Annotated in this window: 19 protein-coding genes; 1 reads left to right on the top strand and 18 read right to left on the bottom strand. The window is 61.2% G+C overall.

Annotated elements, in window-relative coordinates; all coding sequences use genetic code 11:
- Positions 1-154: 154 nt before the first annotated feature.
- The 11 genes from QNH97_RS00365 to QNH97_RS00315 all read right to left on the bottom strand — a co-directional run bounded on the left by QNH97_RS00365 (position 155) and on the right by QNH97_RS00315 (position 10,357).
- The gene (locus QNH97_RS00365; RefSeq protein WP_283555093.1) at positions 155-523 is read right to left on the bottom strand and encodes a response regulator; all 369 of its coding nucleotides are present in this window, start codon (positions 521-523) and stop codon (positions 155-157) included.
- Positions 513-1,574 carry an HWE histidine kinase domain-containing protein gene (locus QNH97_RS00360; RefSeq protein ID WP_283555092.1) on the bottom strand — a complete coding sequence of 354 codons (1,062 nt, stop codon included), beginning with the start codon at positions 1,572-1,574 and terminating at the stop codon, positions 513-515. The genes QNH97_RS00365 and QNH97_RS00360 overlap by 11 nt, the downstream gene beginning before the upstream one ends.
- A 710-nt stretch (positions 1,575-2,284) precedes the next feature.
- On the bottom strand, positions 2,285-3,322 hold the full coding sequence (locus QNH97_RS00355; protein WP_283555091.1) for a helix-turn-helix domain-containing GNAT family N-acetyltransferase: 1,038 nt from the start codon (positions 3,320-3,322) through the stop codon (positions 2,285-2,287).
- A gap of 348 nt (positions 3,323-3,670) precedes the next feature.
- A complete protein-coding gene (locus QNH97_RS00350) occupies positions 3,671-4,288 on the bottom strand; it encodes a hypothetical protein (protein ID WP_283555090.1) in 618 nt (205 codons plus the stop codon).
- Entirely contained in the window at positions 4,285-4,857 is a 573-nt protein-coding gene (locus QNH97_RS00345) for an RNA polymerase sigma factor (RefSeq protein WP_283555089.1), read from the bottom strand. The genes QNH97_RS00350 and QNH97_RS00345 overlap by 4 nt, the downstream gene beginning before the upstream one ends.
- 173 nt (positions 4,858-5,030) lie before the next feature.
- Positions 5,031-6,704, bottom strand: coding sequence for a vWA domain-containing protein (locus QNH97_RS00340; protein ID WP_283555088.1), 1,674 nt, complete (start codon positions 6,702-6,704; stop codon positions 5,031-5,033).
- Between the two features lie 149 nt (positions 6,705-6,853).
- A complete protein-coding gene (locus QNH97_RS00335) occupies positions 6,854-7,507 on the bottom strand; it encodes a DUF799 domain-containing protein (RefSeq protein ID WP_283555087.1) in 654 nt (217 codons plus the stop codon).
- Positions 7,504-7,863 carry a DUF4810 domain-containing protein gene (locus QNH97_RS00330; RefSeq protein WP_283555086.1) on the bottom strand — a complete coding sequence of 120 codons (360 nt, stop codon included), beginning with the start codon at positions 7,861-7,863 and terminating at the stop codon, positions 7,504-7,506. The genes QNH97_RS00335 and QNH97_RS00330 overlap by 4 nt, the downstream gene beginning before the upstream one ends.
- Positions 7,864-7,892: 29 nt before the next feature.
- Positions 7,893-8,573, bottom strand: a complete 681-nt coding sequence (locus tag QNH97_RS00325; protein WP_283555085.1) for a CsgG/HfaB family protein — start codon at positions 8,571-8,573, stop codon at positions 7,893-7,895.
- Between the two features lie 28 nt (positions 8,574-8,601).
- Positions 8,602-9,183: a hypothetical protein gene (locus QNH97_RS00320; RefSeq protein WP_283555084.1), complete on the bottom strand. Its 582-nt coding sequence runs from the start codon at positions 9,181-9,183 to the stop codon at positions 8,602-8,604.
- A gap of 178 nt (positions 9,184-9,361) precedes the next feature.
- Positions 9,362-10,357 (bottom strand): zinc-dependent alcohol dehydrogenase family protein, encoded by a 996-nt coding sequence (locus tag QNH97_RS00315; RefSeq protein WP_283555083.1) that lies wholly within the window; start codon positions 10,355-10,357, stop codon positions 9,362-9,364.
- 107 nt (positions 10,358-10,464) lie between these two features.
- Between QNH97_RS00315 and QNH97_RS00310 the strand changes: the two genes are divergently transcribed.
- Positions 10,465-11,355, top strand: a complete 891-nt coding sequence (locus QNH97_RS00310; RefSeq protein WP_283555082.1) for a LysR family transcriptional regulator — start codon at positions 10,465-10,467, stop codon at positions 11,353-11,355.
- On the opposite strand, the gene QNH97_RS00305 is transcribed toward QNH97_RS00310, so the two are convergent.
- From QNH97_RS00305 to pgaA, 7 genes are all read right to left on the bottom strand, one after another.
- Positions 11,352-12,665 (bottom strand): MFS transporter, encoded by a 1,314-nt coding sequence (locus tag QNH97_RS00305; RefSeq protein ID WP_283555081.1) that lies wholly within the window; start codon positions 12,663-12,665, stop codon positions 11,352-11,354. The genes QNH97_RS00310 and QNH97_RS00305 overlap by 4 nt on opposite strands.
- Positions 12,666-12,704: 39 nt before the next feature.
- On the bottom strand, positions 12,705-12,878 hold the full coding sequence (locus QNH97_RS00300; protein WP_283555080.1) for a hypothetical protein: 174 nt from the start codon (positions 12,876-12,878) through the stop codon (positions 12,705-12,707).
- Positions 12,879-13,034: 156 nt separating this feature from the next.
- Entirely contained in the window at positions 13,035-13,595 is a 561-nt protein-coding gene (locus QNH97_RS00295) for a YbhB/YbcL family Raf kinase inhibitor-like protein (RefSeq protein WP_283555079.1), read from the bottom strand.
- A 183-nt stretch (positions 13,596-13,778) separates the two neighbouring features.
- Complete coding sequence (pgaD, locus tag QNH97_RS00290) at positions 13,779-14,327, bottom strand: poly-beta-1,6-N-acetyl-D-glucosamine biosynthesis protein PgaD (protein WP_283555078.1); 549 nt, start codon at positions 14,325-14,327, stop codon at positions 13,779-13,781.
- Positions 14,324-15,679: a poly-beta-1,6-N-acetyl-D-glucosamine synthase gene (gene pgaC / locus QNH97_RS00285; protein WP_283555077.1), complete on the bottom strand. Its 1,356-nt coding sequence runs from the start codon at positions 15,677-15,679 to the stop codon at positions 14,324-14,326. Before pgaC ends, pgaD begins: the two co-directional genes overlap by 4 nt.
- A 1-nt stretch (position 15,680) precedes the next feature.
- A complete protein-coding gene (gene pgaB, locus QNH97_RS00280) occupies positions 15,681-17,687 on the bottom strand; it encodes a poly-beta-1,6-N-acetyl-D-glucosamine N-deacetylase PgaB (RefSeq protein WP_283555076.1) in 2,007 nt (668 codons plus the stop codon).
- A 12-nt stretch (positions 17,688-17,699) separates the two neighbouring features.
- On the bottom strand, positions 17,700-20,180 hold the full coding sequence (gene pgaA / locus QNH97_RS00275; RefSeq protein WP_283555075.1) for a poly-beta-1,6 N-acetyl-D-glucosamine export porin PgaA: 2,481 nt from the start codon (positions 20,178-20,180) through the stop codon (positions 17,700-17,702).

Genomic DNA, 20,180 nt, shown 5'->3' with positions numbered 1-20,180 from the left:
GTCAAAATCGTATCAGCGCCAACACTTCTACGAGTCGAAGGTGCCGTGGAAGGTCGCGGGACACCTATTTGGGCTGCCAAAGATCACGCCCCTGCGCTTCATTGACTAGATCGCAGGCACCGCCTCATCGTTGGCGCGGACCAAGGGCTGCTGTTTAGCAGTTTAAGAGGCGCTGGAATTGGTCTGATAAATCTTGGTAGCGGAACGGCTTTCTTAGGACAGGCTGCTCGTTATATCGGGCCGGCACTCCCTCCGCGCCAAATCCGGTTGCAAACATGAAGGGTACGCCGCGCGCGATGAGCGCGTCGGCGATGGGAAAGCTTTTGATCCCGTGTAGGTTGACGTCCAATGTCGCGGCATCGAAGTCTTTCTCGTCGATAAAAGCAAGTGCTTGGTCAACAGTTGCGGCTGACGTGATGGAGGTACACCCGAGTTCGGCCAGCATGTCCTCGACGAGCATCAAAATCATCAACTCGTCTTCGACGACCAAGATGCGCCGACCAGCAAGCGGCTTACTCGACATGGGCACGCTCGGATGCCGGAATATCGATCGTGCAAACCGCGCCTTCTTTCGGAAAGTCGAGATGCACGGTCCCTGCCAGCTCATGACACAACCCACGCTCGATCACCTGCGAACCGAACCCTTTGCGCGACGGCGGAGCAACAGTTGGGCCGTCCTTTTCCTGCCAACGAATAATCAGCCTGTTGCCCGCCGGCATGGGCGCGACCGCCCACTCGATCAGGACGCATCCTGCTTCGTTGGATAAGGCACCGTACTTCAGGGCGTTTGTCGCGAGCTCGTTGAGCGCGACACCGAGCGCCAGCGCCGTCTGCGGTGAAATGCGGACATTTCGACCCGCGATGATGAAGCGCGCCGCCCCATCGCCTGCGACCCCAAACGGCTCCAATACCTCGTTCACTAAATCGCGAAAACTCACGCCGTTCCAATGCTCACGGGTAAGGAGATCATGCGATCGAGAAAGAGCAAAGAGGCGGGAATCGATAGACTCTCGAACGATCTGGGTATCGGATGATTTTTTGAACGACTGCCAGACTATCGCCTGCACCGTGGCCAAAGTGTTTTTTACGCGATGATTAAGCTCGTCGATGAACATTTCCGACTTGCTTTGCGCCTCTTTGTGCTTGGTAATATCCATGAACGAAACGAAATGCTGCACGATCTCGCCACTCTCGTCCCACACCGGGCTTATGAAAACCGAGACGAACAACGTACTGCCGTCCTTCCGGTAATAATCGATATCTAGGTCATTGTCGTGATTCTCACATTTCTCGAATTGGGACTTGACCTTCTCGACGACCTCAGGATCGACGCGCTGTTCCAGTAAGGAATTGAAACTCTGGCCCAATGCCTCGTTCCGGTCGTACCCAGTCAGCTTTAGAAAGCTGTCGTTTGCGTAAACGATCGGGTTGCCGGGTGCCTTCGCGTCGGTAAAAAGCATTGCCATGCGTGTCGTCTCAGCGGCAACAACAAAAGGTCCAAGGTCCTTTCGGAAATCGTCGACGGCGGCCTCAGCGTCTTCCTGCTTTTCGGATTTTGGCTGGACTTCAGACATATAAAGCCTCCACTCGAATTGTCTGCTAGACCTTATACCGCTCGCCAGCGAATCACACCTCCTAAATGAACCATCACAATAGACGACCATGCGTCGGTTTTGGCGGTGCCAACGTTCGTCATGTGTCCGCGCGTAGTGCAATTAGGCGAACATCCGATGCGATGACCCCAGCCACGCAAACAGGATATAGCCGCCGAAGATTGCGGTCAGGATCACTACGCGGATAATGGGGCAAATAAAGGTCCGGCTGCGGGTAACAGGCTTCGTGATGCCTGATGTTACGCTCGGTCCCGAATGTCCGCTTCTGGCCGATTGCGGCCGTTTACGTGGGCCGCATGGATGATTGCATCACTCAGGCCGATCCTTGGGACAGATGCCGGATTACGATAGGAATAGATGATAGATTCAATACCGTGATTACTGCAGTCGGCCACGCGGCAGGTATAGCGTGCGAATGCCACAATTTTGCCACACTCGCCCCGCTAACCGGGGCGAAAACCCGCTAACTCCAGCTAACACAACCCGTTGATTTTCCAGCTAATCCCCGCTAACGTATTGATTCTAAACGTCGACTTTTAGGACTCCGAAGGCAGGGGTCGTGGGTTCGAATCCCGCCTGGTGCACCATATCGCAGTCTAGACCTGTCTCAGACAGTCTACGAAACACCCCAAGAAGCCCGCCCTGTGCGGGCTTTCTTGTTTCTGGCTATGTCATGTGTTCAATACCTGATGCATCGAGTGAATCGCTGAGGTTTCCAGCACTTTCTTCATGACCTCGAACTGTAGACCCGGCCGGATGGGAACCCCAAACCTGTCGTCGTCATAAGGAAAAGGTTCGGTTTCACCTGTTTTGCAGTAGCCCCGACGCTCATACCACTTTATCAACGTGTCGCGCGCTCCAAGCACCGTCATATGAATACACTCAGCGCCGCGTGATTGGCACCATTGCTCCGCGGCGGCGAGCAAACGCCGTCCACACTGAGCATTCTGTTCTTTTGGATCGATTGCCAATGACCCCAGATACCAAGTCCCCGCCTGCACTGGCTCAACCCATACACACCCGAGGATGTTTTCTCGCTTCTTCCATACCAATAACGAAGCGAGCGGTTTCTGTGCAATCTCAGTCCTGAGCGTTGTTTCCGAAATACGGTCTCCGCTAATCAGGCCAGTTTCTGTCGTCCAACCTGCTCCTTCCCCTTCGCCGCGATATGCCCGATTGAGTAACAAAACGACTCCAGCAACATCTGCATCACAAGCGGGTCGCAAGCTGACAGGGTTAAGGCGATCAACGCGCTCAGCTAGAGACTCCTCGGCCAAGCGATTTTCCAGAGTATCCAGCTGTTCCAGAAAAGGACCCGACATTCCGACTAATAAGTCGCGAACCACGATATCAATAAGTGGCCATACAACTTGGCGGCCTTGATCGACGGCAGCCCTCCCCGCCGCCGTCAGTTCGACGAGGGACTGCCGCTTGTCTTTCTCCCCCCGGCTCGAGACAACGAGCCCTTCGTCCGTCAGCCGGTTTACACTTTTTGTCATTGCAGGCTGGCTCACCCGGATGGCTCGGGCGAGATCCCCAACAGTGCAGCCTTTGGAGCCATCGAGCAGCGCGAGAACCGGAAACAGCCCTGGTGGGACTAATGTACCAACATCGCTAGCCAACAGACTCGCATCTGCTTGCATCTGCTCGGCAAGTCGCTTGAGACGGCTGCCTAAAAAGACATGGGGCATTTCTCGTAAAATATCCATAACATCTCCGGGATTTGTATAACCAGTTATACGAATCCTCTGGAGCTTGTCAAATCAGGTGGCTGTAGAGATGGTTTGAATGGGCACAGAAGCCGCCAAGGAAGCTGCCGCTGCGGACTACACGTAGCCGAATTGATAGCGGGTCGTTCTGCGTAGTCGGTCCCTAGCCTCTAAGCTCTCTCTGAGTTCTAGCTAGCGGCTTACCTTTGGACGTGCGTCAGGCGCTACCGGCCAAAAGCGGGACTTCTCACGAGCCGCCAGCCGATCAAGGCGTACAGGTGTTGGCGTCTGTTCAAGCAACCGCCCTAAAAGCAGCAGCTCTCCTTGCGCCTCAAGTGCCCGTTTAACTCAACGCTTGCGCAACGCCTCCAACCGCGCCGGCAAGTCTTCCTCGGGAAAGCGCTTATGCAACGCAAGCAGCTTCTCATCGGCTGCCTTGGTCTCACCCGCCTGACGCAAGCGCAGGATTTCCAGCAGGCCTTGCTCCAACGAGGGCGGGGCGACGGCTGTGGATTTGCTCATTTTCGCCATCGGCTTATCTGCCAGGGCCTGCACCGGGCTTGCCGGGGCCCGGGCCAGTTCGCCCTGAGGCGCCATGCGGGTGATCGGTGCGGGAGCAGGCATGGCCGGCGGTGGTGCGGCGGCAACGGCGGGCTCCTGCCGATCGGCGGAAAACTCCATCGAAGCAGGTGAGGCCAGGTCGTCTTGGGGCACCGGCGAGCGCAGCACCAGGCCGAGCATCAGTGCCACACCGGCAACCGTGGCGAATGCCATTTGCCAGCGCGGCCGTTGGCAGGCCTGCAACCAGCGTTTCCACAGGCTCGGTGTCGGCGTTGGGGCTTCGCGGTGGGCGGTGGCCAGGATGAAGGCGTCCAGGGAAGCCGGCGGCTCGCCGCTGGCGTGTTGGCGGAAATGCTCGATCAGCACTTCTTCGTTGGGATCCGGGGTGTGTTTGGAGTCGATCATGCGGGTACCTCCTCGGCCAGCAGTCGATGTAACTTCTGCTGGGCGTAACGCAAGCGGCTTTTGACCGTTTCCAGCGGGGCGCCGGTCAGGGCGGCAATCTGCGGCAGTTCCAGGTCACCATGCAGGCGCAGCAGGAAGACTTCCCGCTGATCTTCGGGCAAGGCCCGCAACGCGGCGTCCAGGCGCGCCTGATCGCGGCTCAGGCTCAGCTGTTGCTCGGGGCTGCCGGTGTCGTCGGGCTGGACGTGAAGCTGCTCATCGTAGCTGTCGTGCAACGGCGTGTGGACACCGTGTTTGCGCCAATGGTCGATCAAGCGGTTGCGGGCAATCTGGAACAGCCAGGTGCGAAAACTGGCCCGCCCTTGTGGCTGGGTCGCGCTGCGGATCAGGCTGAGCCAGGTGTCCTGGAAAATTTCCTCGGCCAGCTCGGCCTTGTTGCTCAAGGACACGAGGAAACGGTAAAGCCCCTGCCGATGGCGGGCGTACAGGACTTCAAAGCAAGCCCCATCGCCGTTGCGGTAGCGGGCCAGCAGCGCTTCATCGCTGGGAGGATCAATCGGTGCGGCCATGTAGGTGACGAACTCCTTCCGGTCATTGCAACACAGTCCTGACAGATAACAAGGGAACACGGTGGGAGCGAGCCTGCTCGCGATGGCGTCGGATCAGTCAATGATGAGCATGATCGGTCCACCGCTATCGCGAGCAAGCTCGCTCCCACATTTGGTCCTTGCTGTGCTTGGGATCAGCGCTTGGGTGCAGGTTTGAGGCTCTGGGCAAGCTCCACCAACTGCACAAACTCGCCACGCAGCCCAAACGGATCATCACCGCGGGCGGAGCGGGCCAATTGCGCCGTGTCCTTCAAGCTCATCGTCCCAGTGTAACGTCCATCCCCCTTGAGCTGTTGGGCGAAGGCCGCCACAGCGGCCGAGAAGCGCAAGTCATCGCTGGTCTTGCCTTCGCCCTGCGCGCTGGCGATAGGATGCTCGATCAAGCGGCTGCTGCCACCTTCCGCGGGCTTGTAGCGTACACGCAACATCGCCAGTTCCCCTGACTTGCCATCCTGTTTGGGTGTGCTGGCATAGCGCAGCGGCTCCAACCAGCCCGGCTCACCCTTCGGGACAATTTCATACAGCGCCGTCACCGTGTGCCCGGCACCGATCTCGCCCGCATCGACCTTGTCGTTGTTGAAATCCTCACGCTTCAGCGCGCGGTTCTCATAGCCCAGCAGGCGATACTCGCTGACCTGGGCGGGGTTGAACTCCACCTGCAACTTCACATCCTGCGCGACCGTTGCCAGGGTGGAACTGAGCTGGTCCACCAAGACCTTGCGCGCTTCGAGCAGGTTGTCGATGTAGGCGTAGTTACCGTTACCAGCGTCGGCCAGTTGCTCCATCAGGTGTTCATTGTAGTTATCCACACCGAAACCCAGCGTCGTGAGGGACACACCGCTTTTACGCTGGTCCACCGCCATCTGCTTGAGGCTGTCGAAGTCACTGATACCGACGTTGAAGTCACCATCGGTGGCCAGCAGGATGCGGTTGATGCCTTTGTCGATAAAGCTCTCCCGAGCCATCTGATAGGCCAGTTCGATGCCCGAGGCGCCGGCCGTGGAACCACCGGCGTCCAACTGATCGATCGCATTGCGGATCTTCACCTTGTCGCGGCCCGAGGTGGGCTTGAGCACCACCCGGGATTCGCCGGCATAGACCACTAGGGAAACGCGGTCCTGGTCGCGCAATTGATCTACCAGCAGTTTCAGGGTGCTTTTGACCAACGGCAGGCCTTCGCGGCGGTCCATGGAACCGGAAACGTCCACCAGGAAGACCAGGTTGGCCGGGGCCAGGTCCGCCACGGCGCGATCGCTCGCCTTGATGCCAATGCGCAGCAGGCGGGTGTGAGGGTTCCACGGCGACGGGGCCACTTCGGTGGTCACGCCGAAGGGGGAACCGTCGGTGGGCAGGGCGTAGTGGTAAGGAAAGTAGTTGACCATTTCCTCCAGCCGCACAGCCCCTTCGGGCGGCAGGCTGCCTTGGTTGAGGAGACGTCGCACATTGGCATAGCTGCCCGTATCGACATCCACGCTGAAGGTCGAGACTGGCGTTTCGGCCACGCTGTGGATAGGGTTGTCCGGCAGTTTTCCGTACTGTTCCCGGGGCTCGGCGCGGTAATCCCCGGCGATGGCGTCGTTCGCCACCCTTGGGGCGGCCATCGATGCCGGGGCGACCATGCGCTTGGCCATCGGCTCACGAACGTAAGCGAGCTCGCCTTGCGCTACAGGACTGGGGGCCACAGCTACCGGCTCGACCGGCTTGGCCGCCTCCCGGGACGAAGACAACCCACAACCGGCCAATGCCACCAGCAAGGTCACGGCGAAGCCCTGGGCAGCAGGGCGCATAAATGGAAATGGACGGGACATGGGCTGAACCTCGTGAATGAATGATCCGTTCACAAGCTCAGACGTGGCGTATTCGTGGTTCGGGTTAACGGCCGGAAAATTTTCTACAGGGTGTCGAAGCGGCTGCGCCTGGGCACCCAAAGGTGACCAGGCGGTTCACTGCGGGAGAGTCAATCCGACCCGTATTTGGGAGAACGTGGCCCGTAGAGGATTCCGGTGCGTTGGCCGGCCGACAGCAAGCGCGTACTGGTCATCCCGGCAATCGGGTAACCGGCGTCGGTTGAACTGTTGATGATTTGCTTGACCGCTGCCGTGATCAGCATGCCGACCAGTCCGCCGCCGCCGTTATTCCCACCTTCCTCGCTGGAGGCGCGGGCAGAACCGGTCCACAAGGTGGTGCCGGTGCGCAGGTCCACGAGCTTGGCCGAAGCAGTGACTGCCGTTTCGCTGGAGATCACCATGTAGCGGGTGCCGTACTCAGTGATGGTGATGTACAGCGCCGCGTCCGCACCGAAAATATCATGCAGCTTGCCTGGGGCAACGCCTTGGATGTCGTTCGGTGTCGTCAGGCCGTTCTGGCGGAAGGTTTCATCCACCAGGGCAATCGGCAATACGTAGTAACCCGCTTCGGCCAACGGATAAGTCACCTGGGACACCAAGGCGTAGGACGCCTGCACCTCAGGGGATTCGTTGATCGGTGGCAGTACCAGGATCGACTTGGGCCGCGCTTGTTTGAAGGCCGAGTAGTCAATGGTCTTGGGCGCCACACAACCGCCCAGCAACGACAGCGCCAGCAGAGCCCCGGCAATTTTCAAAAAGCTCATTTGACGTCTCCGGTCTTGGCATTCTTGAGCAGGAAGTCCATATAGGCCGCAGACTCAGGGAACAACACCTTCTCGGTGCGAAACTGCTGCACCATCTGGTCATCCTTACCCATGCTCAGGTACAGCATGCCCAGGTGAGCGTGATAACCCGGCGGCGCCTTACGACCACTGGCGTTGATCTTTTGCAGATCCCGCTCCAGCGCCTCGACCTGCGCTTCCTTGGGCTCGCCCTTGAAGTATTCGTAGACCTGCGGCTGGTAGCTCTCCCATTGATATAAGGACTGGGGCGCCGTCTGGCACCCGGCTACCGTTGCGACGGCCGTCAACATCAGCACCCACTTCACTGCCTTGTTCATCCGTGTACTGCTCCTCATGGTGCTACCGATCAGTTGCGCGGGTTCCAGGCGCCGGCATTGATGCCGTCCACCAGGCGGTTGATTGCTTCACGCATGGCCAAGTCCAGAACCTTGCCATTGAGCGTGGAGTCATAGCTGGCGGTGCCACCGAAACCGACCACTTCACGGTTGGACAGGGCATATTCGCCAGCGCCCTGGGTGGAATACACCACTTCGGAAGTGTTGATGTTGACCACGTTCAGGTTGACCTTGGCGTAGGCGACCTGGGTCTTGCCACGGCCGAGAATCCCGAACAACTGACGATCACCGGTCTCTTTGCGGCCGAATTCAGTTACATCGCCGGTCACTACGTAGTCGGCGCCTTTAAGCTTCTGCACGGCGCCTTTGATCGCCGCTTCCTGGGCGATTTCGCCCATGTTGTCGCGGTCCAGCACGCTGAATCGGTTGGTCTGCTGCAGGTGGGTAATCAGGATGGTCTTGGCTTGGCCGCCAAGACGATCGACGCCGTCGGAAAAAATCCCGCGCATGTAGCTGGAACGGTTATCAAACTTACCCACGGCAATCGGCACGCGCTGGCCTGAATAGGCAACGCTGGCGCTGGCGACTTTTTCCACCGGCAGCGCCCGGGAGCTTTCCGAGGCGCAACCGCCCAAGGTCAGCAATACCGCGGCGGTAAGGCTCGACAGCAGGATTTTGGACAGTGTTTTCACGTGTTGCTCCTAAAGGTGCAGCAGATAACTAGCGAGATGGAATGGCCTGGAGATCATCGACGATAAAACCGCTCAACAGACCGGTGTAGTAACCCTCGACATCGGAATTGCCCTTGTCGGTCAGCGCGCCCATCATGCTTTTCATGTTCTGCAATTGCCCTATCGCGCCGCCGGGCATCAAGCCTTTGCGAGCCTGGGCAAAGTGCAACACCTCGGCACCGGCCTTCTTCACCTTGACCTGATAGCTGAAATCGACACTGGCGAGAAGCGTGTTGTCGGCCACGAGATGGCTCATGAAGCCACCTTGGGTGTCTTGGATACGGCGCGCGTAGACGGTGTTCACGTCCAGCAGATAGTCGGCGGTTTCCTTGCTGTTGGCGTAGCGTCCGGCATCGAGCAGACGACCGACCAAGTCGCTGTGCAACTGCTCCCGAACCGCGTCGTCAGGCAGGAAGCGTTCGTTCTTGCCTACGACTTCAACGTTGAACGTGTCGACCCAATAGGTGGCGGTCTCGGGGATTGTCACGGGGGCGGGGGAAATGTAGTAGTCCGGCTTGGAGGCACAGCCCGCCATCAGGCAGGCGGCCAGCAATAGTGCAAAAACACGCATATCTTGATTCGTCCCTGAAGAGTAGTGGCACAATGGCCGCGGCATTTTACGGGGTTTGGGGGGGTTCTCAAGTTGTTTCGCTGACTACGCCGTCGGTGAGCGACTCACAAGACAACGACGGCTGCGCCGGCTTCGGAGGCCGAGCGGGAAAATACATCGCCGCACAGCCCCCGCCTCCTTACTCGATTTCCACCACGGTCTTCCCTTTTCCAAGGCCCTTGGCGACTTGCTGGAACGCCTCATTCACGTCCTCCAGGCCAAACCGCCGTGGGTCCACCTTGATCCGCAGTTTTGCGGCATCAACCAGAGCTGTCGCCTCCTGCAGGATCTGACCGTGGTGCTCGCGTCCCTTGCCAGTCAACAGCGGCATAAGGGTGAACACGCCGGAATAACTCGCCCCACGGAACGACAACGGGGCGAGGCTATGTTGTCCCCAACCGAGACAGCTGAGGACATGACCGGTGTAGGTTTTCACCGCATGGAACGACGCATCCAGGGTTGGGCCGCCGACGGTGTCGTAGACGATGTCGAAGCCCTCGCCATCGGTGTGCAGGCGAACGTAACTGTCGGTGTCCTGGGTCCGGTAGTCGATGGCGGTGGCGCCCAGTTCGCGAATGAAGTCCAGGCTGGAGGCCGAGCCGGTGGCGTAGACCTCGGCACCACGGGCCTTGGCGATTTGCACGGCCATTTGACCGACGCCCCCCGCGCCACCGTGGATCAGCACCTGTTGGCCAGCCCGCACGTTGGCGCGATCAACCAGCCCTTCCCAGGCGGTGATAAAGACCAGTGGCAAGGCGGCCGCTTCGCGCATGCTCAATGAGTCGGGCTTGGGCGCGATCAGGGAGGCATCGACGGCCACGTACTGGGCCAGGGCGCCCTGGGCTCCGCCGATTCCGGCGGCCATACCGAACACCTCGTCGCCAACAGCGAAGTCGTCCACGCCATCGCCCAGCTCAACAATCACCCCGGCCAGATCTATCCCCAAGACCGCAGGCAGCGGCTGGCGGGCATGGGCACCGCCTCCCGCCGCAATCTTGGTATCCAGGGGATTGATTCCGACCGCATGGACCTTGATCAATACTTGGCCTTTGCCGGGAGCAGGCCGGGGGATGTGGCGCACGACCAGCGGAGCCTGGGCGGTTTCGGCAATGGCGGCGAGCATGGCGTTGTTCATGACGGTAAACCTCCAATGAGTGGGTGAGTTCATATTGCAGCCGCCGATGCATTCCGATAAGTAAGCAACAATGAATAGAATTTATTCCAGATAGAGGCCAAATCCTGATGGATCTGTTCGACGCAATGCAGGTGTTCGTACGGGTGGTAGAGCGTGGCTCGTTCTCGGCCGTCGCCAGGGAACTGAACCTGGGCCAACCGGCAGTGAGCAAGCAGATCCGCGCGCTGGAACAACATTTAGGCGGAGCGTTGTTTGCCCGCAGCACCCGCCAGCTCGCGCTGACCGACCAGGGCCAGCGTTTCTATGCCGAGAGCAAGGAAATTCTCGCCAGCCTGAACACGGCCAAGCTCAGTTTCGCCAGCGGACAGGAACAGATCGCCGGCCCCCTGCGTGTGGCGGCGCCAGTGAGTTTCGGACGGTTGTGCATTGCGCCGCGGGTGGGTGAGTTCCTGGCGCATTATCCAAAAGTGCGGATCGACCTGCGCCTGAGCGATCAAAACGAGGATGTGCTGAAGGAAAACATCGACGTTGCCATTCGGATTGGCGCGGTGAAAACCGAAGGGTTGGTGGCAGTCTCCCTGGGCGACAGCCCACGCCGGGTCTACGCCTCCCCAGCGTATCTGGAACAACACGGCACGCCGCTGGAACCGGCCGATCTGGTCCGCCACAACTGTTTGGGGTTCACGCTGCTGGAGCATTACGACGTCTGGCGATTTGACCAGGGAGGGAAGCAACACAGCATCACGATCAAGGGCAACGTCACCAGCAACAGCAGCGAAGCGATCCGGGAAATGGTGCTGTCCGGGTTGGGTATTTCGCTGTCACCACAGTGGTTGTTCGCAACCGACGTGCGCCAGGGAAGCGTGTCCACCGTGCTTGCCGATTACCATCCGGTGGCATTGCCCATCAGCGCCGTCTTCAGCCATGACCGCCGCCGGTCGGCAAGGACCCGTGCTTTTGTGGATTTTCTGCGTGAGCGTCTTGGAAGGCTGGATTAGGCTTCACAAGCCAGAGACGGCTGCGCAGCCTTCGTATTGCGCCCCGGAAAATACGCCGCCGCACCAATCCCCACCGCCCCCATCACCACGCAATACGCCACGCACACCCACGGGCTCCACGGCACCAGCGCAATCAGCAGCAACGGCGTCATGCTCGCCCACAGCGCGTAGGCGATGTTGTAGGTGAACGAGATGCCGGACACGCGAATGTTCGGCGGGAATAGGCTGACCATCACCGACGGCACCGCGCCGACCACGCCGCAACCCAGTCCGGCGATGGCATAGGCCAGGCCCAGCCAGGCACCGCCGTTGATCAGGCTGGCGTAGAGCACCGCGATGCCCACCGGCAGCACCAGGCTGTAGAGCATGACCGTGCGCCAGGCGCCGATGCGGTCGACGATCAAGCCAGCCAGGACACAACCGATGTTCAGGAAGACGATGCCCAGGCTGCTCAGGGCGAAGGTGTGGCTGGGGCTCATGCCGAAGCTTTTCTGCATCACGGTCGGGGTGATGACCACGAACACCACCACGGCGGAGGTCAGCACGCAGGTGAGGATGACGGCGGGCAACAAGGCATTTCGGTGTTCTCGCAGGACCGTGCGCAACGGCAATTCCGCCGCGCCCTCACGATTGGCTTGCAGGGCCATGAAGATCGGCGTTTCGCTCAGCCAGCGGCGCAGCCAGACGCCGATCACGCCGAAGACGCCGCCCAGCAGGAAGGGCAGGCGCCAGGCGTAATCGAGGATCTCCGCCGGCGTGTAGATCCGCGCCAGCGCCGTGGCGGTGAGGGCACCCAGCAAGTAGCCGAAGGTCAGGCCAGCCTGAAGAAAACCCAAGGCGTAGCCGCGATGATGCAGCGGTGCATGTTCGGCCACGAACACCCAGGCACTGGGCACTTCCCCGCCCACCGCCGCGCCCTGCAGGATACGCAACGCCAGCAGCAGCAACGGGGCGAAATAACCGATTTGCGCATAGGTCGGCATCACGCCGATGAGCAGGCACGGCAAGGCCATCATCAGGATGCTCAGGCTGAACACGCGCTTGCGTCCCAGGCGGTCGGCGAAGTGCGCCATGAGGATCCCGCCCAGGGGCCGTGCCAGGTAGCCGGTGGCGAAAATCCCGAAGCTTTGCAGCAAGCGCAGCCAATCGGGCATTTCCGGCGGGAAGAACAGTTGGCTGAGGGTCAGGGCGAAGAAGACGAAGATGATGAAGTCGTAGATCTCCAGCGCACCGCCCAGGGCCGCGAGGCCCAGGGTTTTGTAATCGGATCGGCTGAAGCGTTCGCCTGGGAGATGAGAGGTGGCAGTCATAGGCAATTTTTGAACAAAAGGTTGAGAGAGGGCGACGGCTCAGTCGTCGCGACCGGGGTCCACGGGCGGGGCCGGTGGCTGGCCTGGCTCGGCGTCTTCGGCCTCGTCGGCAGGCAGGAAATCCTTGCGGCTCTGGGCGATAGCCCTGCGTATCTCATCGCCCTTGGTGGGGCAGTTCAGGAGGCGGGCGATGCCGTCGGGTTTCTGCGTCATCGCCATCCTCCGGCATGAGTGAACAGGGGCTCGATAGTGCTCGCTTTTGGCGTGTGATGCCAATTTTGTGGTGGGGCGCCAGCAGCCTTGTGTGGGGCTGCTGCGCAGCCCAGCGGGAGCAAGCTCCCTCGCCACGGGGGTTTTGTACTGTTCAGATCAGCGGTGGTAGCGTCGCACGACGCTGCTGTTGCGCAGGACATGACCGTTGATCTTTTCCATCAATTGGGCGCGTGTAAGCCCCGCGGGCAAGGCATCCGGCGGCAGGTCCAGGGCGAAGAGCTGGATCAGGTAGTGATGGGCGCTGTCGCCGATGGGCGGGCAAGGGCCAATGTAGCCGTGAGTGTTCTTGCTGTTGATACCGCTCATGCCTTCCAACGTAGGCTTGGTGCCCGCGCCCGCCGGAATCTGCCGCGTGCTGGCCTTGATGCCGTAATGGATCCAGTGGTCGACGCCCTGCCCCCGCTGACCGTCCGGGTCCAGCATGACGATGGCGTAGCTGAGGGTACCGGGCGGACCGGCGTTCCAGCTCAGGGCGGGGGAAACGTTCTTGCCACCACACTTGTTGGCATCACTGGCAGCCGCAGCGGTGAAGAGGCGGTTGTCCGACACGCCGGGAATGCTGAGGGTGAAACGCTCTTCGGCCTGGGCAGCCCCTTGTGCGCACAGCACCAGGGCGACAGCCGCCAGCCAGGGGGTGAGAAAGTTCGATCGGGTCATACCGGGCACCTTATGCGGATCAGGCCATGGACGGCATGCGAACTATAGCCGCAGCGCCCACCCGGTTGCAGTGACAATTATGCTGAGCTTCGCTCCACTTTCCCCGACAGCTGCACATTTGAGCTCAATGTCTCAACACCCCCCATCCACTGTGGGAGCGAGCCTGCTCGCGAGGGTGTCGCGTCAACCGGCATCTATGCTGACTGACACTGCGCTATCGCGAGCAGGCTCGCTCCCACGATCGGCCGGCAAGTGAATCACGCGAGGTCGCTCCAGCGGTGCGAGAGGGGGTGGTTGCAGATCAGGGCTGAGCAAGTGGAAGTGCGGCACGACGTGGCTGATATCACCGTCCTGGTTGTTGTGGATGATCTTCGAGCCAGGCTGGCGCAGGGTTTCCAAGCGCTCGTCAGTCAATTTGAAACTGTCGCTCAAGCCTTGATCGTCCACCACCGGCGCCGGCAGTCGCCGTTGGGCGAAGCTGCGGCTTTTGCGTTGCTGATAACGCGCCCAGAGGATCAGGATCACCGCGTTGGCCAAGGCGATCCAGCCGTAGATCTGCAACGTCCCGAGGGTGTCCATCAACGAGCCGCCGAGTCGCGGGCCCGCATGGCTGTCGAACAGTGGCCAGAGCCCATTGACCAGCAGATACACCAGCCCGATCCACGCCAGCACCGTGAAGAGAGCGTCAATGATCACCAGAAAAGGTCGTTGCCGGGTCCTGATAATTTTCATCGAATCACTTCCTCTTCCTGATCATCGAACGGTTTGATACCGCGATCCGGGCTGACCCAGCGCGCACGCTTCTGATGCTGTCCGAACAACACTTTGGGGAAGCTCACCAGGGTGGTGAACAGGCTGATCAACCAGAACACCAACGGGTACCAGACCACCCAGAACATGATGTGCCACAGGCCTTTCTCGTAACGGCGATCGATCAGGATGCTCACCCCGAACTGCACCAGGCACACCACCGCCAGCAACAAGCCGGTGAAGGCTGGCGGCATGAGGTGATCCACCGCGATGGCCGCCGGCATTTCCACGAATTTGCCAGCGCCCCAGAAAATCACCGACAGCAGGAAGGTGAACGCCCAACCGGTGGACAGGCAGTATTCGAACAACAGCGGCCACAGATAACGGTGGCGGTATTGCCAGATGCCCCGGATGTTCTTGAACAGGACTTCGGCGCCACCCTGGGCCCAACGCAGCCGTTGCCGCCATAGGCCGCGCAGGGTTTCGGGCATGAGGATCCAGCACAACGCGCGCGGTTCGTAGAAGATGCTCCAGTGATCCAGTTGCAGCTTCCAGCTGATGTCGATGTCCTCGGTGATCATGTCCGGGCTCCAGTAGCCGACCCGGTGCAGGGCCGAGCGACGGAACGCGACGATCACGCCGGAGACGGTGAAGATCCGCCCGAAAACCCGCTGGGTGCGTTTGATCAGCCCGATGATTGAAGAGAACTCACCGACCTGCACCCGGCCGATCAGCGTGGAGCGGGTGCGGATGCGCGGGTTGCCGGTCACCGCGCCGAGGCGGGCGTTGTCCAGCATTGGCGCCACCAGATAAGCGCAGGTATTGGGCGCCAGCAGCGCGTCACCGTCGATGCACACCAGGTATTCGCTGCGCGCCGCGATGGCGCCCATGCGCAGGGCCACGGCCTTGCCTTGGTTTTCCGCCAGGTGCAGCACGCGCAGGCGCGGGTCTTCAGCCGCCAGTTGGTCGAGCATCTGGGCGGTGTTGTCCTTCGAGCCGTCGTTGATGGCGATGACTTCGATGTTCGGGTAATGCTGGCCCAGCGCCGCGTGAATGGTGTCGGCGACGTTGTCGCCCTCGTTGAAGCACGGAATCAGGATGCTGATCAACGGCTCGCCGGCCAGGGGCGGCGGCAGGGTATCGTCCTTCCAGGGCCAGTGGCGTTCCCAGTGCAGCCAGAAATACAGGCCACCGGCAATCCACAACCCGGACATGAACAGCGGGTAAAAGAACACGAAGTCCATCAGGAATTGCCCGGTGACCAGGAAGATCAGGCCCAGGGGCACCCCAAGGACAATCGCCAGCACCAGCAGGGCGAGCAGTCTGTCGAGCATGTCAAGGATTCCACTTGTTGGAGAGCGCCGGCCGCACGGTTTTCACAGCGGGCTGGTCTTCGATGAAGTTATCCGGGTAGTAGCCGAAACTGGTCACGCCTGAGCGCTTGAGGCGTCCCATCCACTCGGCCAATTGTTGGCCGTCGATGTCACTGTTCGGCTGGCTGCGCCAGTCACGGGCCTGCAACTCGAACACTGTGCGTTTAAGCGCGCCGGGGCGGGCCTTGACGGTCTCCACCAGGCGCTCAAGCCACGGACCGGACTGCTGGAGGGTCTGTTTTTCCATCAGCGGCATGGCCATTGGCGCCGTCCAGTCGTAGGCGCCGAGGAAATCGTCGAGGTTCTGGGCGAACCAGGCTTCGCTTTCAGGGTTGAGCATCGGCTCGGCAAAGATATTGCGCGCCGTTTTGACCTGTGGACCGCGAATCGCCCGGACCTTGGCGGTGAGCTCATGGGTGAAATCGATCAGGTAGCGGCTCTTGAAACGGGTCCAGCGCTGCATCGCCGCCGGGTCGTCCCGCAGGGTGGCGATGGACGTCGGCAAGCCGTTGGCAGCATAGACTTTCAGCGCGGCGGGGCCGGCGTCTTCGAAGTCGGAAAGCACTGCGTCGTCATGGTAGAGAACCCCTTCCAGCGAACTCATCCGCGCCAGGTCTTCATAGATCTCGCCAATGACCTGCCGGACGTTCGGGTCGAACGGCGACAAGCGCACATATTGGTCCGGGTCGACGCTGGTCTTGCCGGTTTTCGGGTCCCAGCGCTGCACGCGCGGCAGCTTCGCATCCAAGGCAAAGCTGAGCACCGGCATCCAGGCGAACACCCTTGCGTTGGCGCGGGTCTGCAATTGCCAGGCAACCCGGTCGAACAGATCGGCCCGTACCGGCAGGTGACGGTTGGGGAAGTACAGCGAATGCACCAGGCCGTCGCCTTTCGGATCGGCGAAGGCTTGCAGGAACACGGTGTTGGCGCCCAGGTCGACGATGCGCTGGATCAACTTGCCGACATTCTCTTCTTGCTGCACCGGATCCGGGTCGTAGACATAGTCCAGGTCAACATGGACCACCCGCATCGGGTCCATTGTCTGCACCGACACGACGCTTTCGGCAAAGTGCGCGCCATCCGGATCGGAGGCCACCAGAAAGCGCGGGCCGCTCATCAGGTTATCGAGGCTGTCGAGGCCGTCGAGGCCGTCTTCCAGGGTCAGCGCCATTTGATAGCCTTGCTGGCCGATCACCTGTAGCGAGGTGCCGTCGGCTTCCCCGTAAGGCCAGACCCAGACGCGTGGGCTGTAACCGGTGACCTTGCGGATTTTCTCGGAAATGGCCACCACGTCCTTGCGCTGGCGAGCCTGGAAATCGGCCTCGGTTTCATAGCGGCCGGTGGCGGCGTCATAGCGTCGGGTGGTCGCCGCCGGTTGCTGGTTGCCCTGTGGGTTGGCGAGGATGCCTTTGTGATTGGCATCGGTGTGGGCGGCGATTTCCACCAGGCCCGATTTGGAAACCTCGCGAATCTGCTCCCAGGTCAAGAACTCGGACCGCTTGCGCGGCACCCCGGCGAAATCCACCGTCTGGTTCAGCGGCGTATCGACCCAGCTGCCCACCGGCGCCAATATCGCCGGCCAGTTATAGGCGCGCAGAATGGGCATGACCCGGGTGTAGAAGCTCGAGTAACCGTCGTCGAAACTCAGCAGCACCGCACGCGGTGGCAGTTGCGGACCGCCGTTGCGAGCAGTGATGATCTGGTCCACGGTGACCGGCTGGTAGTTATTTTCCCGCAGCCACGCCAGCTGTTCGATCAACCGTTCGGTGCGCACCGCCACCAGCGCCTGGTCCGGATCGCGGTCCTCGACGTCATGGTAGGCAATGCCGAGCACATGGTTCTTCGGCCACGGTGTCTCATTGGGCGCCAACGGGCGCTGCGAGGGCGGCGTGAAGGCCGGGGCTTGCTGGGCACAAGCGCTGATCAGCAAGACCCCCAGCAGAAGGATGAATCGCGAAATGACAGGCATCTTCAAACTCTTCTAGAAGCGGTAGGTGAGGTCGACAAGCAGGCGCAGATCGCTTTCGCGGTCGCCGTCGTAAGGGCGGTTGAGCCAGCTCAGCGCGGCACCGGCCTCCAGCACGTCGTTCCAGATGAAACGCTGACCGTAGCCGAGCAAACCCATGGCGCCGGTGCCCTGGTCGCGCTGGCTGTAGGTGCCAGCCCCGACCTGGAACTGCTGGCTCCAGGTGGTTTCATAGCGGCGGTACAACACGTGGTTGGCACTCACGATCGGCATGACGGTGAAATCCGACTTGGGATTGAAGTAGGGCACTTCGTTGGAACCACTGTTGCGGCTGGTCGCCACTTCCAGACCCAGCTCCACTTGCAGCCGCGGCGCGCTGTAGATGCCCTCGCGACCGGTCAGCTGAGCCTCGAGGCGGTTATTGCCGTCGCTGAAATGGGACGGGCTGACAGCCAGTCGCCACTCGCGGCTTTCATTGGCACGCCAGCGAATAAAACCGCTGCCGCCGTTGGCGCGAATGCCGCTGTTGAGGGCCCTTAGCGGGGTATCGGCCGAGAGGTAATCCAGGCTGCCGCCGTACTGCCAGTGGTCATTGATGTCCCGGGCCACGGCCAAGCGTGCGCCCTGTTTATCACCGGAGCCATACGAGTGGTTGGAGACCTCGGCTTCCAGGGTCATGTCCCGGGTGCGGCGCTCGACGCCCAAGCGCTGCCAACGGTGATGACCGGTGCCTTCCTCGAAATCACCAGTGGCATAACCGGCGCCGCCAAACAGGCGCCAGTCTTCGTCGATGGGTGGGCTGTAGAGCAGCGTTTCGATACCAAAATCCCGACTGCCGGTGACCGCACCAGCCTCACCACTGCCGCCGCCGTAGCTCTTGCCGGTGTAGGCTTCGATGCGCAGCTCGGCCATGTCGTGCACTTCGCGCAGGCGCTGCAGGCGTTTGACATGGGCGTTCTCCGGGTAGCGGGCGGCCACGTCATCGACCAGCGCATCCATCTGCCGCCACTCCTGCAAATCCATGGCGGCACGGGCTTGGGCGATTTCCAGGTCACGGCTGCGCGGCGTCGTGGTCTCGACTTCCTTGAGCAGGCTTTCCGAGCGGCGCGGCCAGTCCCGGGCCTGGTACAGATCGACCTGGGCCAGGCGCATGCCGATGTTGCCGGGCCCTTGATTGACCAGGTCTTCCAGGCGTGCTTCGGCGGTGGGCAAATCAGCGCCGTAAGTACCCGCCTGGGCGGCGAGTTGTTGGGCGTCCATCCACTCGTCGTTGGGATTGCCGATCGGCAGACCCTTGAGCTCGATGCGCGGGGGCTGGACTTTCGCCATGTCTTCGGCCAGCGCACGGGCCTCTTCGGACTTTTCACTTTCCAGCAGCGCGTAGTAGAGCGCGGTGCTGTCTTCGAAGCGGTCCGCCGGATCGGCATCCGGCGCCGTCAGTGCACGGCGGTACAGATCGACGGCGATCTCCGGCTCCCGTTGCTCCAGGTAGGAAGAAGCCACCCAGCGCAAGGCATAAGTCGGAATGCTCACGCCCTCGGCGACCAGCTTCTGGTATTCGGCAATCACTTCAGCCCGACGGGCGCGGGCGTTAAGAGCGCCCATGCGATCGATGCGCCAGCGGAGCACGTCGTCGTGGGCCTCAGCCACTGGGGTCCAGGTGGCGAGCAATTTGTCGTAATCGGCCAGGGCGCGGTCAGCGATGACGAAGCGCTCTGTTTCGCTGCGGCTCGCCATGTCCGTCAGGCGCACCCGTTCGGCCGCCACATCGCCCTCCAGGCGCCGCTGCATGCCACGGTCGATCAGCCCCGGTTGCAGACGGGCCAGGCGCAGGGCCGGCTCGGGCAGTCGGGCACGTTGCAGGGCGATGACATATTCCCGCGCAACCTCGGGATTGTTGCCGGCGCGGGTGAAGGCCTGGTCGTACTCGAACAGCGCCTCGTGGGGATTGTCGGCACGGGTCAGCGCGTAGCCCAAGGCCAACCGACGCATGGGGTCTTCAGGCTTGGCGGCGACCAGGGCCTTGACGCGGCTGACGGCTTCGTCGGGCTTGCCGGCGTCGGCCTGGGTCAAGGCCAGGCCAAGTTGCAGATCGGGGTTCTTGGGGGCGATCACCAGCGCCTGGCGATACACCTCGGCAGCCGCCTCCCAACGCTTGAGGTTGCGATAGGCGCGAGCCGTTGCGCTCAGCGCCTGGACCGGCAAGTCGCGATAGCGGCCCTGGGATTCATAGACCTTCACGACCTCCCCATCGAGGCCGGCCCAACTGGCGATCTGCAGATGGTCGCTGATTTGCGCGGTACTGGCCTGGGCGACCGGCACCTGGCGCAACGCGTTCAACGCGGGGGTGTAATGGCCTGCGCGGGCGTCCAGGACCATCTGGTCATAGGTGGCATCGGCAAACGCCAACGCCGGCCAGCACAATTGGCTGCACAACACGAGGCGAAACAACGGGCGCAAACCACATTGAATAAAAGGACCCACAGTACGCGGCAT

Source organism: Pseudomonas sp. G2-4, from assembly GCF_030064125.1.
Taxonomy (GTDB): Bacteria; Pseudomonadota; Gammaproteobacteria; order Pseudomonadales; family Pseudomonadaceae; genus Aquipseudomonas.
This window is presented reverse-complemented; position numbering and strand designations above follow the sequence as displayed.

Coding starts and splice junctions, on each gene's coding strand:
- QNH97_RS00365 (WP_283555093.1), bottom strand. CDS start 523: ATGTCGAGTAAGCCGCTTGCTGGTCGGCGCATCTTGGTCGTCGAAGAC.
- QNH97_RS00360 (WP_283555092.1), bottom strand. CDS start 1,574: ATGTCTGAAGTCCAGCCAAAATCCGAAAAGCAGGAAGACGCTGAGGCC.
- QNH97_RS00355 (WP_283555091.1), bottom strand. CDS start 3,322: ATGGATATTTTACGAGAAATGCCCCATGTCTTTTTAGGCAGCCGTCTC.
- QNH97_RS00350 (WP_283555090.1), bottom strand. CDS start 4,288: ATGATCGACTCCAAACACACCCCGGATCCCAACGAAGAAGTGCTGATC.
- QNH97_RS00345 (WP_283555089.1), bottom strand. CDS start 4,857: ATGGCCGCACCGATTGATCCTCCCAGCGATGAAGCGCTGCTGGCCCGC.
- QNH97_RS00340 (WP_283555088.1), bottom strand. CDS start 6,704: ATGTCCCGTCCATTTCCATTTATGCGCCCTGCTGCCCAGGGCTTCGCC.
- QNH97_RS00335 (WP_283555087.1), bottom strand. CDS start 7,507: ATGAGCTTTTTGAAAATTGCCGGGGCTCTGCTGGCGCTGTCGTTGCTG.
- QNH97_RS00330 (WP_283555086.1), bottom strand. CDS start 7,863: ATGAACAAGGCAGTGAAGTGGGTGCTGATGTTGACGGCCGTCGCAACG.
- QNH97_RS00320 (WP_283555084.1), bottom strand. CDS start 9,183: ATGCGTGTTTTTGCACTATTGCTGGCCGCCTGCCTGATGGCGGGCTGT.
- QNH97_RS00315 (WP_283555083.1), bottom strand. CDS start 10,357: ATGAACAACGCCATGCTCGCCGCCATTGCCGAAACCGCCCAGGCTCCG.
- QNH97_RS00310 (WP_283555082.1), top strand. CDS start 10,465: ATGGATCTGTTCGACGCAATGCAGGTGTTCGTACGGGTGGTAGAGCGT.
- QNH97_RS00305 (WP_283555081.1), bottom strand. CDS start 12,665: ATGACTGCCACCTCTCATCTCCCAGGCGAACGCTTCAGCCGATCCGAT.
- QNH97_RS00300 (WP_283555080.1), bottom strand. CDS start 12,878: ATGACGCAGAAACCCGACGGCATCGCCCGCCTCCTGAACTGCCCCACC.
- QNH97_RS00295 (WP_283555079.1), bottom strand. CDS start 13,595: ATGACCCGATCGAACTTTCTCACCCCCTGGCTGGCGGCTGTCGCCCTG.
- pgaD (WP_283555078.1), bottom strand. CDS start 14,327: ATGAAAATTATCAGGACCCGGCAACGACCTTTTCTGGTGATCATTGAC.
- pgaC (WP_283555077.1), bottom strand. CDS start 15,679: ATGCTCGACAGACTGCTCGCCCTGCTGGTGCTGGCGATTGTCCTTGGG.
- pgaB (WP_283555076.1), bottom strand. CDS start 17,687: ATGCCTGTCATTTCGCGATTCATCCTTCTGCTGGGGGTCTTGCTGATC.
- pgaA (WP_283555075.1), bottom strand. CDS start 20,180: ATGCCGCGTACTGTGGGTCCTTTTATTCAATGTGGTTTGCGCCCGTTG.